15 protein-coding genes are annotated in these 14,558 nt (G+C 70.3%); 6 read left to right on the forward strand and 9 right to left on the reverse strand.

Features of this window, described 5'->3' with window-relative positions; translation table 11 throughout:
* Positions 1-214 (reverse strand): hypothetical protein (locus ACFUUZ_RS30260; RefSeq protein WP_378702205.1); only part of this gene is annotated, 214 nt, incomplete at its 3' end.
* A 173-nt stretch (positions 215-387) separates the two neighbouring features.
* Between ACFUUZ_RS30260 and ACFUUZ_RS30265 the strand changes: the two genes are divergently transcribed.
* The 5 genes from ACFUUZ_RS30265 to ACFUUZ_RS30285 all read left to right on the forward strand — a co-directional run bounded on the left by ACFUUZ_RS30265 (position 388) and on the right by ACFUUZ_RS30285 (position 6,364).
* Positions 388-1,254: a DMT family transporter gene (locus ACFUUZ_RS30265; protein WP_378702207.1), complete on the forward strand. Its 867-nt coding sequence runs from the start codon at positions 388-390 to the stop codon at positions 1,252-1,254.
* A 29-nt stretch (positions 1,255-1,283) separates the two neighbouring features.
* Positions 1,284-2,723, forward strand: a complete 1,440-nt coding sequence (locus tag ACFUUZ_RS30270; RefSeq protein ID WP_378702209.1) for a GuaB1 family IMP dehydrogenase-related protein — start codon at positions 1,284-1,286, stop codon at positions 2,721-2,723.
* A 275-nt stretch (positions 2,724-2,998) separates the two neighbouring features.
* Entirely contained in the window at positions 2,999-4,384 is a 1,386-nt protein-coding gene (locus ACFUUZ_RS30275) for a hemolysin family protein (protein WP_378702211.1), read from the forward strand.
* Positions 4,377-5,441, forward strand: coding sequence for a hemolysin family protein (locus ACFUUZ_RS30280; RefSeq protein WP_378702213.1), 1,065 nt, complete (start codon positions 4,377-4,379; stop codon positions 5,439-5,441). Before ACFUUZ_RS30275 ends, ACFUUZ_RS30280 begins: the two co-directional genes overlap by 8 nt.
* Before the next feature lie 128 nt (positions 5,442-5,569).
* Positions 5,570-6,364: a 3-methyladenine DNA glycosylase gene (locus ACFUUZ_RS30285; RefSeq protein WP_378702231.1), complete on the forward strand. Its 795-nt coding sequence runs from the start codon at positions 5,570-5,572 to the stop codon at positions 6,362-6,364.
* Positions 6,365-6,402: 38 nt separating this feature from the next.
* On the opposite strand, the gene ACFUUZ_RS30290 is transcribed toward ACFUUZ_RS30285, so the two are convergent.
* The 6 genes from ACFUUZ_RS30290 to ACFUUZ_RS30315 form a co-directional block, all read right to left on the reverse strand.
* Positions 6,403-6,969: an RloB family protein gene (locus tag ACFUUZ_RS30290; protein WP_378702215.1), complete on the reverse strand. Its 567-nt coding sequence runs from the start codon at positions 6,967-6,969 to the stop codon at positions 6,403-6,405.
* Positions 6,970-7,045: 76 nt separating this feature from the next.
* On the reverse strand, positions 7,046-8,290 hold the full coding sequence (locus tag ACFUUZ_RS30295; RefSeq protein ID WP_378702217.1) for an ATP/GTP-binding protein: 1,245 nt from the start codon (positions 8,288-8,290) through the stop codon (positions 7,046-7,048).
* A gap of 92 nt (positions 8,291-8,382) precedes the next feature.
* Positions 8,383-8,787, reverse strand: coding sequence for a hypothetical protein (locus tag ACFUUZ_RS30300; RefSeq protein ID WP_378702218.1), 405 nt, complete (start codon positions 8,785-8,787; stop codon positions 8,383-8,385).
* A 92-nt stretch (positions 8,788-8,879) separates the two neighbouring features.
* Positions 8,880-9,905, reverse strand: coding sequence for a DUF6461 domain-containing protein (locus ACFUUZ_RS30305; protein WP_378702219.1), 1,026 nt, complete (start codon positions 9,903-9,905; stop codon positions 8,880-8,882).
* Positions 9,906-10,022: 117 nt separating this feature from the next.
* The gene (locus ACFUUZ_RS30310; RefSeq protein ID WP_378702221.1) at positions 10,023-10,274 is read right to left on the reverse strand and encodes a hypothetical protein; all 252 of its coding nucleotides are present in this window, start codon (positions 10,272-10,274) and stop codon (positions 10,023-10,025) included.
* Positions 10,274-10,948 (reverse strand): DUF4157 domain-containing protein, encoded by a 675-nt coding sequence (locus tag ACFUUZ_RS30315; RefSeq protein ID WP_378702223.1) that lies wholly within the window; start codon positions 10,946-10,948, stop codon positions 10,274-10,276. The genes ACFUUZ_RS30310 and ACFUUZ_RS30315 overlap by 1 nt, the downstream gene beginning before the upstream one ends.
* A 422-nt stretch (positions 10,949-11,370) precedes the next feature.
* Between ACFUUZ_RS30315 and ACFUUZ_RS30320 the strand changes: the two genes are divergently transcribed.
* On the forward strand, positions 11,371-12,915 hold the full coding sequence (locus tag ACFUUZ_RS30320; RefSeq protein WP_378702225.1) for an LVIVD repeat-containing protein: 1,545 nt from the start codon (positions 11,371-11,373) through the stop codon (positions 12,913-12,915).
* Positions 12,916-12,917: 2 nt separating this feature from the next.
* Here ACFUUZ_RS30320 and ACFUUZ_RS30325 read toward each other — a convergent pair whose 3' ends face one another.
* On the reverse strand, positions 12,918-13,490 hold the full coding sequence (locus tag ACFUUZ_RS30325; RefSeq protein ID WP_378702227.1) for a hypothetical protein: 573 nt from the start codon (positions 13,488-13,490) through the stop codon (positions 12,918-12,920).
* 268 nt (positions 13,491-13,758) lie between these two features.
* Positions 13,759-14,520, reverse strand: a complete 762-nt coding sequence (locus ACFUUZ_RS30330; RefSeq protein ID WP_378702229.1) for an NAD(P)H-dependent oxidoreductase — start codon at positions 14,518-14,520, stop codon at positions 13,759-13,761.
* Between the last annotated feature and the right edge of the window lie 38 nt (positions 14,521-14,558).

Raw genomic sequence — 14,558 nt, forward strand, 5'->3', positions numbered from 1 at the left:
GCCGCAGCGTCGGCGCCCCGCAGGCCTGACCGACCCGGCCACCCCGCGCCAGCCGCAGCGTCGGCGCCCCGCAGGCCTGACCGACCCGGCCACCCCGCGCCGGGCGCAGCGTCGGCGCCCCGCAGGCCTGACCGACCCGGCCACCCCGCGCCGGGCGGAGCGTCGGCGGCCTGCAGGCGTCACCGATCCGGCCGCAGGCCGCTGGGCCCGGCACGGCACCCGTCCCTGCCTTCGGTACGCGCGAGCCCGCCCGCCGTGCGATCGGAGCGGGCGGCAGCGCCCTGAGCGACACGCCCGGACCTTCCGACACGCCGCGAAGGTCCGGGCACCGCGGCGGTTCTCCGGACCGCCGTGCGCCGGACCGCAATCGCCGGGCAAACTAGCCGGATGACCGGACATCCGGCGGCCGCCGTCGCCTGCGCCCTCCTCGCCGCCCTGCTGTTCGCGGTGGCGGCGGTGACGCAGCAGCGCTCGGCGGCCGCCGTCCCGGAGGGGCAGCCGCTGGTCTCCAGCCTGCTGCGCAACCCGCGCTGGTGGGCCGCGACCATCGGCGACTCCGGCGGCTACGCCCTCCAGGTGGTCGCGCTCTCCCTCGGCGCCGTGCTCCTGGTGCAGCCGATCCTGGTGAGCGCCCTGATCTTCGCGCTCCCACTGGCCGCCCGGCTGGACCGCCGCCGGATCGACACCGGCTCCATGGTCGCGGCCGCCGCGCTCACCATCGCCCTGGCGAGCTTCCTGATCATCGGCAAGCCGACCGACGCCGACCGCATCGCCCCGTCCGGGCACTGGCTGCTCCCCGGCATCGTCCTGCTGGTCCTCATCGCGCTCGCGGTCGCGGGCGCGCTGGCCTCGACCACCACCCCCGCCGCCCGCGCGCTGCTGCTCGGCACCGCGGCGGGCGCGCTCTACGGCCTCGCCGTCGCGCTCACCGACTCGGTCATGGCCGGGCTGCGCGAGCACGGCATCGGGCACCTCCTCACCGGCTGGCAGTTCTACGCCCTGGTCGCGGCCGGGCTGCTCGGCGTCTACCTGCAGCAGCGCGCCTTCCAGGCGGGGCCGCTCTCCGCCTCGCTGCCCGCGCTCACCATCGCCGAGCCCCTGGTCGCGGTGGTCTTCAGCCTCGCCGTCCTCGGCGAACGGCTGCGCGCGGGCCCGCTCGGCCTCGGGGTCTGTGCGATCGGGGTGGTGGTCATGCTGGCGACCACGCTGTTCCTCTCCCGCTCGCAGGCGCAGGCCGCGCCGGACCCGGCCTGAACGCGGCGGCGCCCGCTACCATCGGACGAGTGCAGTTCCTCCCCGGACAGAAGCCGCCCTACGACCTGACCTACGACGACGTCTTCCTGGTCCCGAACCGGACCGACGTGGCGTCCCGGTTCGACGTCGACCTCGCGACGGCCGACGGCTCGGGCACCACCATCCCGCTGGTCGTGGCGAACATGACCGCGGTGGCCGGGCGCCGGATGGCCGAGACGGTCGCGCGCCGCGGCGGCGTCGTGGTGCTGCCGCAGGATCTGCCGCTCGCCGCCGCCGCGGACACCATCGGCTTCGTCAAGAGCCGCTCGCTCATCGCCGACACCCCCGTCAGCCTGAACCCGGACCACTCGGTCTCCGAGGCGATCGCGCTCATCCACAAGCGCGCGCACGGCGCCGTCGTCGTGGTGGACGACGCGGGCCGCCCGGTCGGCGTCGTCACCGAGGCGGCCTGTGCCGATGTCGACCGCTTCGCCCGGCTGCACGAGGTGGCCGCCACCGACTTCGTGCAGGCCCCGGTCGACACCTCGCCGCGCGCCGTCTTCGACGCGCTGGAGGCCGCGCACGCCGAACTCGCGGTGCTCACCGCGCCCGACGGCGCGCTCGCGGGCATCCTCACCCGCACCGGCGCCATCCGCGCCGGGATCTACCAGCCCGCGGTGGACGCCGCGGGCGCGCTCCGGGTGGCCGCCGCCGTCGGCATCAACGGCGACGTCGCGGCCAAGGCCAAAGCGCTCGTCGACGCAGGCGCCGACCTGCTGGTCATCGACACCGCGCACGGCCACCAGACCAAGATGCTGGAAACCCTGCGCGCGGTCGCCGATCTCGGCCTCGGGGTGCCGCTGGTGGCGGGCAACGTGGTCTCCGCGCAGGGCACGCGGGACCTGGCCGCGGCCGGTGCCGACATCGTCAAGGTCGGGGTCGGCCCCGGCGCCATGTGCACCACCCGCATGATGACCGGCGTCGGCCGCCCACAGTTCTCCGCGGTGGCCGAGTGCGCCGCCGCCGCACGGGAACTCGGCGTGCACGTGTGGGCCGACGGCGGCGTGCGGCACCCGCGCGACGTCGCGCTGGCGCTCGCCGCGGGCGCGGCCAACGTGATGATCGGCTCCTGGTTCGCAGGCACCTACGAATCCCCCGGCGACCTGCGGCTCGACCGCGACGGCAATGCCTACAAGGAGAGCTTCGGCATGGCCTCCAAGCGCGCCGTCGCCGCCCGCACCGCCGCGGACAGCGCCTTCGACCGGGCCCGCAAGGCGCTCTTCGAGGAGGGCATCTCCAGCTCCAGGATGCGGCTCGACCCCGAGCGCCCCGGCGTCGAGGACCTGATCGACCACATCTGCTCCGGCGTGCGCAGCGCCTGCACCTACGCGGGCGCGCGTTCCCTCGCCGAGCTGCACGAGCGCGCGGTGCTCGGGGTGCAGTCGGCGGCCGGTTTCGCGGAGGGCCGCCCGCTGCCGAGCGGCTGGTGACGCGGCCGGGGGCGGCGCCGGAGGCGAGGTCGCGCGCCCGGTAACATGACGGTCGCCGACACCGTCGGCGATGGTCCGTCCGGCGCCGACGCCGGCCCGGCCGCCGCAGCCGATCCCGGCGGCGCGGCCGGAGCGTCGGACCGCCGGTTCGCCGGGAAACGCGTCACCGCTTCCGAAAGGATCCGCTTGTCACCCGCGTCCGAGGGCGCCACTCAGGAGGGCTCCTCTACCGAGCCGGGTGATATCCCCGGCTTCCCGCCCACGCCCGCCCGGCGGTGGTGACGGTGCTCGACATCCTGGTCACCGTGCTCAGCCTGCTCGGCTTCGTCGCGCTCACCGCGGGCACCGCGCTCTTCGTCGCCGCCGAGTTCTCGCTGACCGCGCTGGAGCGCAGCACCGTCGAGGCGCACGCGCGCACCGGCGACCGCCGCTCCCGCATGGTGCGGAACGCGCACCGCACGCTCTCCTTCCAGCTCTCCGGAGCCCAGCTCGGCATCACCATCACCACGCTGATCACCGGCTACATCGCCGAGCCGGTGCTGGCCCGGCTGCTGCACCCGCTGTTCACCGCGATCGGCGCCTCCGAGGCCGCCGCCTCCGGCATCGCGCTGGCGCTGGCGCTCGTGCTGGCCACCTCGCTCTCCATGATCTACGGCGAGCTGGTGCCGAAGAACCTCGCCATCGCCACCCCGCTCGCCGCCGCGCGGGCCACCGCGGGGCCGATGATCGCCTTCTCCGTGGTCTTCTCCTGGATGATCCACTTCCTGAACAACACCGCCAACCTGGTGGTGCGGCGGCTCGGTATCGAACCCGCCGAGGAGCTGCGCTCGGCCCGCTCCCCCGAGGAGCTCGGCTCGCTGGTGCGCACCTCCGCGCTGCGCGGCGCGCTGGACCAGCGCACCGCCCAGATCATCGAGCGCTCACTGCGTTTCGGCAGCCGCAGCGCCGAGGACCTGATGACCCCGCGGGTCAAGGTGGAGTCGCTGGACCGCGACGACACCATCGCCGACCTGCTCGCCGCCGCCGCCCGCACCGGCTACTCGCGCTTCCCCATCGTCGACGGCGACCTGGACAACACCATCGGCGTCGTGCACGTCAAGCAGGCGTTCAGCCACCCGGCCGCGACCAGGCACACCGTCCGGCTGCGGCTGCTGGCCCGCCCGGTGCCGGTGGTGCCGGACAGCCTGGACGGCGACGAGGTGCTGGACCGGGTGCGCGCGCACGGCATGCAGGTGGCGCTGGTCGAGGACGAGTACGGCGGCACCGCGGGCATCGTCACCATGGAGGACCTGATCGAGGAGATCCTCGGCGACGTCCGGGACGAGCACGACGAGGAGGAGCGCGAGATCCGCAAGGTCGCCGACGGCTGGGACTGCTCCGGGCTGCTCCGCATCGACGAGGTCTTCCACGCCACCGGCTACCAGGCCCCGGACGGCGAGTACGAGACGCTGGGCGGGCTGGTGCTCGCGGTGCTCGGCCGGATCCCGGCCGCGGGCGACCGGGTGATCCTGCCGCCCCCGCCGCACGGCTTCGGCTCGGACGGCCACGACGGCGGCTGGATCGCCAGGGTGGAGCGGATGGACGGCAGGCGCATCGACCGGATCCGGCTGCTGCCGGTGCCCGCCGAGAAACTCGTCCCGGGGGAGCGCGACCATGGGTGACCTCTTCGGCGTGGCGCTGACCGTGGTGCTGCTGGCGAGCAACGCCTTCTTCGTCGGCGCCGAGTTCGCGCTCATCTCCGCCCGCCGGGACCGGCTGGAGGCGCTCGCCGCGCAGGGCAAGCGCAACGCCGACACCGTGATCCGGGCGGCCGCGAACCTCTCCATCATGCTGGCCGCCGCGCAGCTCGGCATCACCATCTGCTCCATCCTGCTCGGCCGGGTCGGCGAGCCCGCGGTGGCGCACCTGCTGGAGCGGCCGTTCGAGCTGGTCGGGATGCCAGAGGGGCTGCTGCACCCGGTCTCCTTCGCGCTGGCGCTCTCCATCGTGGTGGTGCTGCACATCCTGTTCGGCGAGATGATCCCGAAGAACATCGCGCTGGCGGGTCCGGAGCGGGTCGCGCTGCTGCTGGTCCCCGTGCACCTGATGTGGCTGCGGATCGCCAAGCCGCTCATCGCCTTCTACAACCTGTGCGCCAACCTCTCGCTGCGGCTGCTCCGGGTCGAGCCCAAGGACGAGCTGGAGGGCACCGTCTCCAGCGAGGAGCTCGCCGAGATGATCGGCGAATCGCGCTCCGAGGGGCTGCTCGACGAGGACGAGCACCGGCGGCTCACCCAGGCGCTCGGCAACTCCGAACGGATCGTCCGCGAGGTCATGGTGCCGCTCGCCGACACCCGCACCGTCCCGCTGCGCGGCGACGGGACCACGCTCGGCGACATCGAGTCCGCCGTCGCCGAGACCGGGTTCTCCCGCTACCCGGTACGCGCCCGCGAGGGTTCGCTCATGGGGTACCTGCACATCAAGGACGTGCTGGACAAGGTCGTGGACCAGAAGGCGGGGCCGGAGACGGTGATCCCACGCACCGACATCCGCCCGCTGCCCACGGTCAGCGCCGGGACCACCCTGTTCGAGGCGCTCGCCCGGCTGCGGCGGACCAACAGCCACCTCGGGCGGGTGGTGGACAGCAGGGGGACGACCGTCGGGATCGTGGCGCTGGAGGATCTGGTCGAGGAGTTCGTCGGGACGGTGCGGGACACGACGCACCGGGTGGCAGAGTGAGCTCCGCCCCTGCCGGGGTCGCGGGCTGCGTTCCACCCGCTGCCCGGCATCCGAACGCCGCGGGCTCCCCTCCGGCGCCGCTCCCCCGCGCCGCATGGCGCGAACTCGCCGCCGCGCACCGCGACCGCATCGAAACGCTCGTCGGCCCCTACCTGCGCCGCCGCGCCGCAGGCGAGAAACACCCAGTCCTCGACTTCCTCTTCACCTACTACGGCCACAAACCCGGCCAACTCCGCCGCTGGCACCCAGGCTTCGGCACCGCGCTCGCGAACTCCCCCGAGTACGCCGAGATCCGCGGCTACCACGCGCTCGCCCCCGGCACCCACACCGCCGACCCCGCCTTCCTGGCCCGCCGCCGCGACACCGTCCGCTTCGTCGCCGACCTGCTCCGCGCCACCGCGGCCCGCCCGCCCCGGCTCTCCTGCTTCGGGCTGCACGAGTGGGCCATGGTCTACCGCACCGACGACGTCCGGCACGATGCCCCGCTCCGTCTGGGACGCGCGGGCACCGACGACGTGGTCGAAGCACTTGACCTCCGCTGCACCCACTACGACGCCTACCGCTTCTTCACCCCCGACGCCGTCGGCCGCAACGAGCTCCCCCTCTCCCGCGAGCAGCAGCTCGCCCGCGAACAACCCGGCTGCCTGCACGCGGGCATGGACCTCTACAAGTGGGCCTTCAAACTCACCCCGCTACTCCCCTCCCCCCTGGTACTGGACTGCTTCGAACTCGCCTGCGCCGCCCGCGAACTCGACATGCGCGCCAGCCCGTACGACCTGTCCACCTACGGCTACACTCCCGTACCCATCGAAACCCCCTCCGGCCGAGCCAATTACGTCCGCGCCCAGTCCGAACTGGCGCAGCGCGCCCTCCCCCTCCGCCACGCCCTCCTCGAGCACTGCGACCGACTCCTCGCCACCTGACCACGGTCCGCGTCCCGCACTACCCTCGGCCGACCGGATCACCGCGACACTCCGGCCTTTCGCGCGACATCGCGAATATGTGTCACGAACTCGTCGACCGAAGACGAAGGGTTGTCGTTCGGAAAATTCGTACCGTCGTTCTCGTGCTTCTTGCGCAGCGACCGTGCGCCGCGAATGGCCACCTCCGCACGCTTCACGTACGCCGTGCCGTCGAGGTGTTTCCCATCGGCCCCGTCGAGTGTGCGCCGCAGGTCGACCGCCTGATCGGTGGACAGGTGCCGGGAATGCTGCCGGTGGTGCAGGACGAGCCACAACTCGAAGCACGGATTGCTGATCGCCAGCCGGACACCGTTGTCCCGCGCCTTCCGCCGCGCACGTTCGAGGTGAGGATGCGGTTGCGGCGACTCCACATCGAAGACGCACCAGTAGTGGTCGATATCCAGATCGGCACGCCGTTTGTCGGCACAGGCACTCTCGACGAGCCGCATGGGCGTCGCCCCGGCCTCTTCGATGGCGATATCCACCGATACCGGGCCCGACAATTCGGGCAACCGCTTCAGCGCATCGATGTACTCCGGCTCGGTCGAAACGCCCTCCACATACACCCGGAAGGTCGTCCGGACCGGCCTGATCTCGGTCGTACGGTGCAGCTTCTTCCCTCTTCTGCCGCGCTCCTTGCGCTCATCCGATCAAGCCGAGATCACGCAGCACCTCAGGCCGGGACACATCGGGGAGCGCTCCGAAGCGACCACTGAGATAACCGCTTTCGATGTTCGCAGATCTCCGCACCCGCTCCCCTGCGAAATCCGACAGCGCCGCGAACCGCGTCGCCCCGTTCGCGTCCTTCTCGGTCAGCCACACCTCGTCCCGATTGAGATGGTTCAGCAGGTTGGTGTCGTGCGAGGTGAACACCAGTTGTGCGCCATTCGGGTTGGAGGTGGTTCCCGTGAAGAGTCTGACGAGCTGAGCGGTGAGAGTGGGGTGCAGACTCGCGTCGAGTTCATCGAACAGGACGATCGCACCGTGTCGTAGCGCGGCAAGCAATGGGCCGATCAACTGGAACCAGGTCCGAGTGCCCGCCGACTCATCGCGGTACTCGAACGGCAGGCGCTGATCACCGACCGAGTGAACGAGTCGAGGAATGCGAATCACGGGTTCGCGTGGGTTGCCCTGGGACTCCTCGATCTCGACATCCGTGATCCCCAGGTCGGCGAGTTGCAGCAGCGCGATGGCGTGGCGTCGCTCCGCGTCCTGATCTGCGCCACCATCTTTGTCATCGGACGGTCCGAAGAGCAAGAGCGTCGAGTCAGCCGAATAGTGTCCGCGCTGCGGCAGAGTCCTGATCCGCCCACCGAATACTACGGAGCGAAGGACGGCCCGCACGAAAGCGGAGGTTTCCGGCTCATCGAACCGGCGCACGATGGACAGCACCAGCGACCGATCCGTCAACAGGGCTCTGGCTCCGGAAAGCTCACCGAGCCCACGCTGGAAAACGAGGTCGTTCCCCTCACGCTCGAAGATCCGCCGACGGCGTCCCTCCGGATAGTGGAACAACGCCTCATAACCGACCCGCTCGCGACCGACATCGAGCAGGTACTCGAAGCGGACTCCCTCGATCTCCAGTTCGAGCGCGAACGATGAATCCCGCGAATCAGCACCGCCAAATGCGAATGGCTCGACCGGAATCTCGTCGTCCCAGTTCAGCAGCGAATTCTGTATCGACCATCGAAGCCAATCGAGTGCCGCGAGCACATTCGACTTCCCGGACGCGTTCGGTCCGAAGATACCTGCCACGGGGACGAGCGAAGCTCCCAACTTCGGGAAGGCCCGGACCTCCGGCCGCTCGTCGACCGCCACCATCGACAGCTCGACCGGCCCCAGGATCGAACGGAAGTTCTCCACCTCGAATCGGATGAGCACGCGCACCCCGCTGCAGTTGGGACGACTATTTTGTCGCTACCCTACCAAATCAGCACCCTGGCGACGTTCGAGCAGCAGATGACTCCCACGCCGCGTTGCTACGGATGATCGTTGCCCGCGGCCTCGTCGAGCGCCGCGAGTCGGGCTTCGGCCGCGTACACCCGATCCTCCCGCGGTTCCGCATCGATCGGCCCGTGCAGCAGGCTGTAGACCGGCCGCTCACTGTCGTAGAGCACACCGTCCCCCGCGTCGGTGACGCGGAACGCGGAGTAGCTGCGGACTGGGAGGTCGGCACGCCACACGACGGAGCCGCCCGCCCGGACGGCGAAGACGCCGTGCGTTTCGAGGCGGAGGGCGCCGATCGCACCCGCGGCCCAGGTGACCGGGCCGTCCCGGTGGGCGACGACCGCGCGGCCGTCCGGGTCGTAGCGCAGGCTCCACTCGCCCGACGGCGCCGTGACCGGCTCGTCCAGATCGTCGAAGAGCAGCAGGAGATCCGGCATGGTCCACTCCCGGAATGATCAGTAACTTAAATGCACTGTCACAGCACCGTATCAGGCATTTCGCCCGGCCGCAGCACCCTCGGCCCTACAGGTCACCAGTCCGATCGGTCGGGGATGATCGCGCCGCGCACAGCTCCGGCCACCGTGGCGATCGTCGGCCGAACCTCGGCCACCCGGCACACCAGCTCCACCCCCTGGAGCTCGGACAAGAAGGAATCCTCGTCGTAGTCATCGTCGTCGTAGGTGGAGCGGTCGTCAGCGTGCGCCGGGCCGAAACCCAGCTCCGCCAACGGCCCGTCCGCGATGTCGATCTCGACGCCCTCGGCCTCCCCGGGGTCGCCCTCCTGGAACTCCACCAGGGTGACACCGTCCCGACCGACCGCGAAGAACTGGTCGGCGTTGATGGTGTACATCGAGGTGACCGCGAACGTGCCGCGGGAGACCCCGGGAACATCCGCACCCCGGTAGCCGCCCTCCTCCACGACCAGGGCGTGCGGGCCGAGCGCGAAGGCAGCCAGCACGCGCGTCGCCAAGACATCCCCGGCGAAATACCGATGCGCCAATTCGGTCCAGGTGGTGGTGGAGATCAGGTCGTCCGAGGCGCCGAAGCGTCGGAGCGCCTCGTCCGGCTGCACATTGTGGATCACCGTGACGGCACAGCCGAGGGAGTCGATGCCGTAGTGCAGCCAGTCGGTGAACGGATTGCCATCCGCGGGCACCGAATCGGGCGCGGCGGCGGAGCCGGGGTCGGCCGAGCCGAGCCCCTCCACCCCGGCCCCCGGGGCGATGGGGCCGTGCAGCAGGCTGTAGACCGGCACTCCGCCGTCGAAGAGCACCCCGTCCCCGAAATCGGTCACACGGAGCGACGAGTACCCGAAGTACGGGAGATTCGGCCGCCAGATCACCGCGCCCTCGAAGTCCGGCTCCGCCCCGTAGACGGCGAACACACCGTGCGGCCCGAGCCGCAGGGGGCCGACCTCCCCGGCCGCCCAGGTCACCGCGCCCGCACCGTCGCCGATCACGGCTCGGCCGTCCGCGTCGTAGCGCAGCGCCCACGCCCCGGACGGCGACGTCACCGGCTCGTCCAGCGGATAGCACTTCCACAGCACCTCGGCCATCGCTCACTCCAGAATCGTTCGTAACAAGTCGCTTTCGCGGCGGACGGTAGCACCGGCCGCCGACAGCGTCTCGTCGACGAAGACCACCGAGCCGAGACCCAACTCGTCGGCACCCGTTCAGCGAACCGACGCGATCACATCGCCGATCTCGAGATGACGCCAAATACTCTCGGAAAAGATGACCGAGAACCGGTCCGGGGATGGCTGGTGAAAGTCGAACCCCTTCACCACACCGGTGCACACGCGGCCATCCGGCTTCTTCACCTCAACAGACTCACCGACAGCGAATCCACCGTCGGCCCTCCCCACCACGTACGGGTCCGGCATGAAACTCACCCGGAAAATATCGATCACCTCGAAGGTAGCCATTATCGCCCTCCGTTCTTCCGGTAGCTTTCCCATCCGGCGGCATCGGCCGCGTACGGTTCGTCTTCCAGATCGCGCAGTGACTCCATCTGGCCGACTCTGCCATCCCGGTACTGCTCGACATGCACGCGCTCGTGAATGAGGTTCCGGACGAGGGACTCTTCGTCCGCGAAAGCGCTGGGCCCGAGGTTGATGCTGTTTTCGTGCGTACTCGCGCTCGCTTCCATGGCATCGTAGTAGCGGACGTCGTCCGGGCTCGTAGCGATGTTGATCTCGACGCCGTCCGAGTCGACTCCGGCACGTCGGGCATACTCCCGGACCGACTCCTCGGTCAGCGGCAAATGCTGCCCGCTGTCCAGAACTTCCTGATTCGTCCGATTGCCCGGACGAGAGAACCACCTGCCGTTCACCACCTTGGTGCGCAGCGGCAGCAGATCGGCAATACGTTTCACCGCCTGCCGAGTTCCGCCAACAGCTTTTCGCACGGTAACCGCGATCCGGAGTTTCGCAACAGCGACCACCCCACGGATCAAACCTGCATAATGGTTGATCTTCTCGACGAATCTGCCTGCTCGATACGCGCCCACCGCAGCAGTGCCGGACTCCGCGAGACCTCGCCAGATCCCCTCGGCGATTCCGAGCTTGTCGGGGTCACCGTCGGGAATCGGAATGCCCACCTTGGCAGCTATGTCGAAGCCGTCGTCCGCCAGTCCACTTCCGGGGCCGCCCGCGGAAGGTGGCGGGACGGGACAACTGCCATCCGGGGGACGGGTCAGCGGGTTGTACGGGAGCGGCGGTACCGCGCGAGAAGGTAGAAGTCGGTCACCACGCTGTCGTACGACTCGGACCACTGGGCACACTCCCCGACAGATCCTCCCATCAGCTCTGTTTCGGCCAGAGCTCCCATCGAAGCCGCGACGGCGTCGTGCAGGCGAGCGGCGATGTTCCTGGCGGAATCGTATCGAGCGCTCCCACCCTCGCGCGCGAGCGGCGGCCCTCGGGTACTGCGATCGATGAAACGCCTCTGACGTCAAGCGCAGCGCAGTACCATTCCCTCACGACGACTGTCTGAGTCGGTTGGACCAGAAGGGGTGCGACGATGCACCGAGCCAAGATCCTGCTCGCGACCCTGAGCATCGCGATCCTGACCGCGCCCGGCGTGGTCTCGGCGCAACCCGACTTCGACACCCAGCTCCGCGAATTCCTCGATGTGGGAACGACATCGGTGCCGCGCGCCGACTGCGGCCCGGACGACCTCCCGGAACCCGGCCTGCAGGGCGACGTCCCGGCCCAGGACCGCGATTCCGGGCGCAGCACCCTCGGCTACCGCTGCAATATGTCCCTGGCGGGCAGCTGGGCGGGGCACGGCGCGGGCATCACCTCGAGCAGCTTCGAGCACTGCGCCTACCTGGGCAGTTTCTTCCCCGGCACGCTGATCGGCGAGTCGAGGGGCGTGCAGGTGCTCGATGTCTCCGACCCGGCGAACCCGCGCCCGACGGCGGTGCTCACCGAACCGGCCATGCTGGCGGGCACCTGGGAGTCGCTCAAGGTCAACGCCGAGCGGAAACTGCTGGTCGGCACCGGTGTCCCGCTGCTGATCGGCGCCGGTTTCCTCTCGGTGTACGACATCTCGGACTGCGCGCACCCGCGGCTGCTGAACCCGGGGCCGGGCACCGACCCGCTGCAGCCGCTGCCGATCACCACGCACGAGGGCGGCTTCTCGCCGGACGGCAACACCTACTGGTCGTCGGGGATCGTGCCCGGCCTGCTCAGCGCCGTCGACCTGACGAACCCGGCGCACCCGCGGGTGATCTGGCAGGGCGTCACCGGGATCGAATCGCACGGCATCGGCGTCAGCCCGGACGGCAACCGGCTCTACCTCTCCGCGCTCGGCGGGTTCACCGTGCTCGACATCTCGGCGGTGCAGCGGCGCGACCCGAACCCGCAGGTCCCCCACCTGGGCCGGGTGTTCTGGACCGACGGCTGGGCCACCCAGCACAGCGTCCCGGTGACCTACGACGGCAGGCCCTACCTGTTCACGGTGGACGAGGGCGGGTCCGGCGGGGTGAAACTCATCGACGTCGCCGACGACGCCGCACCCGATGTAGTCGGCAAGATCAAGCTGGAGATCAACCTGCCGCAGCACCTGGACAGCGCGCTCGGCTCGTCCATGGGCGGCTCGGCGTTCGCCTACGAGTCGCACTACTGCACGGCGGACCGCCCGGCGAACCCGACCGCGCTGGCCTGCGGCTGGATCTCCTCCGGCATCCGGGTCTTCGACGTGCGCGACCCGTGGAACATCCGGGAGATCGCCTACTACAACCCGCCCGCCCGGACCGGCAAGAACCTGAGCCTGTGGAACTCCCCGCACGCGCTGGCCTCGCTCACCGGCATCCCGCTGATGAGCGCCCCCTCGGCGCTGCGCGCGGTGCTGACCGGACAGTTCTCCGCCGCCGACGCGCTCACCCCGCGCACCGGGCGGCTGCTCTTCGGCGACATCTCCACCGACTGGTGCCTCTCGCCACCGGAGTGGCGCGGCAACCAGCTGTACGTGTCCTGCTCGGACAACGGCTTCCTGGTGCTGAACCTGGACGGCGACGTCTACACGCCGCCGCCGGACCAGCAGTCGACCGTGGGCTCCTGAACTCAGCCGACCTCGGTGAACTTGTACCAGCCGTTGTACCACGAGCTGTACTCGATGGCAGGCGCCCCCGCCACCTCGGTGTCGGCGCTCGGCTGCCCGTCCGGGAACCGGGCGAAGCCGTACGACTCCTGCGACTCGGCATCCAGGTAGAAGAAGCAGCCGCCGTGCTTCGGCCCGACGAAGCGGAAGGTGTAGACGCCGAGCCGGGTGCGGTCCGGCCCCGGCGCCTCGCACGATTCCGCGCGCCCCTCGAGCGTGTTCACCGAGACCCGCCACCCGGCGCGCTCCGGCACGTTCTGCCACACCGCGACCCCGAGCACCGCGATGACCAGCAGCGATCCCAGCCCGCCGAGCGGCGAGCGGTAGCGGACGATGCTGACCAGCCAGGTGATCAGCGCGAAGAATCCGAGCACCCCGAGCCCGGCGAAGAGCGCGGTCCGGACCGGGAGCGTGCCCTCGGCGCCGAGCTGCCAGAAGAGCAGCGCGCCCACCACGATCACGGCGAAGAGCAGCAGGAATGTCCAGACCCGGAACCAGGTGGGGCGGCGACGCCGCTGGGTCGCAACCGAATTCATGTCCGTCACCCTAAGGGGTATGGCCCGTTCCGGACATACGAAACCCCCGCTCCGGCCGCCGCCGCAGCGGGGGTGGCGGCCGGGAACGGGGGTCCCGATCACGAGGCGGGTCGCCTCAGCCGAACATCAGAGCGGGGGGAAACCCGCGGAGCCGGTCGCGGCCCAGTTCCAGAACTCGGCAAACCGGTTGGCCAGCAGCGCGAAGATGTCGAGAACAACGCTTCCCATAGGGTTCCTCCAGATCGTTCGGATTCTTGCGCCATCCACCCTATCGACCGCGCAGGTGCAACCCGAAACCCCCGGTACCGGAAACCTCGAACCCCGGCTTCAGCCGCAGCCCGCGATCGTAGTCCCCGCCCGCCTGCCTGCGGAACCGGATGGGCTCGGTCCGCTCCAGCGCGGCGAGCCTGCGGCGCAGCTCCCCGGCCAGCTCGGCGAAGCGTTCGCCGTCCACCCGGATGGTGCCGTGCGCGACGAAGGGCGGCAGCACGTCCATGCCCGGGTAGTACAGGATGCCGTGCTGGATGGGGAAGAGCAGGTCGTCGATCGGGCCGTTGATGCCGCGCTCGGAGTACGAGGGCTCGCGCCCGCCCACCGACACCACGAGCATGCCGCGCTTCCCGGCAAGGATGCCGTCGCCGTAGCGGGGGATGGCGGTGCCGCCCGCGCCGTAGGCGAAGCCACAGGTGAAGACGCGGTCCACCCAGCCTTTGAGAATGGCGGGCAGGGAGAACCACCAGAGCGGGAAGTGCAGCAGCACCACGTCGGCCCAGAGCAGTTTCTCCTGCTCGGCGCGGATATCGGCGGCCAGCGTGCCCGCTGCGTACGCCTCCCCCGAGGCGAGCATGAAGTTCCGCTCGGTGACGGCGCCGAAGTCGGCGGCGTCGGCGCTCGCCTTCCAGCCCGCGGCGTAGAGGTCGCTGACCGCCACCTCGTGGCCGTCGGTGCGGAGTTGTTCCACCGCAACGTCTTTCAATGCGCCGGTGAGCGAGTCGGGTTCGGGGTGGGCGTACACGATCAGAACCTTCATGCCCCGGACAACGCGAACGCCCCCGGCCGGATTCCGGC

Origin of the sequence: Nocardia sp. NPDC057353, assembly GCF_042667085.1 — a bacterium.
Taxonomy (GTDB): domain Bacteria; phylum Actinomycetota; class Actinomycetes; order Mycobacteriales; family Mycobacteriaceae; genus Nocardia.

What these genes read in the sequence shown, in the direction of transcription:
- ACFUUZ_RS30305 (WP_378702219.1), bottom strand. Translation starts at nt 9,905, where the DNA reads ATGGCCGAGGTGCTGTGGAAGTGCTATCCGCTGGACGAGCCGGTGACG.
- ACFUUZ_RS30330 (WP_378702229.1), bottom strand. Translation starts at nt 14,520, where the DNA reads ATGAAGGTTCTGATCGTGTACGCCCACCCCGAACCCGACTCGCTCACC.
- ACFUUZ_RS30320 (WP_378702225.1), top strand. Translation starts at nt 11,371, where the DNA reads ATGCACCGAGCCAAGATCCTGCTCGCGACCCTGAGCATCGCGATCCTG.
- ACFUUZ_RS30280 (WP_378702213.1), top strand. Translation starts at nt 4,377, where the DNA reads ATGGGTGACCTCTTCGGCGTGGCGCTGACCGTGGTGCTGCTGGCGAGC.
- ACFUUZ_RS30310 (WP_378702221.1), bottom strand. Translation starts at nt 10,274, where the DNA reads ATGGCTACCTTCGAGGTGATCGATATTTTCCGGGTGAGTTTCATGCCG.
- ACFUUZ_RS30300 (WP_378702218.1), bottom strand. Translation starts at nt 8,787, where the DNA reads ATGCCGGATCTCCTGCTGCTCTTCGACGATCTGGACGAGCCGGTCACG.
- ACFUUZ_RS30325 (WP_378702227.1), bottom strand. Translation starts at nt 13,490, where the DNA reads ATGAATTCGGTTGCGACCCAGCGGCGTCGCCGCCCCACCTGGTTCCGG.
- ACFUUZ_RS30265 (WP_378702207.1), top strand. Translation starts at nt 388, where the DNA reads ATGACCGGACATCCGGCGGCCGCCGTCGCCTGCGCCCTCCTCGCCGCC.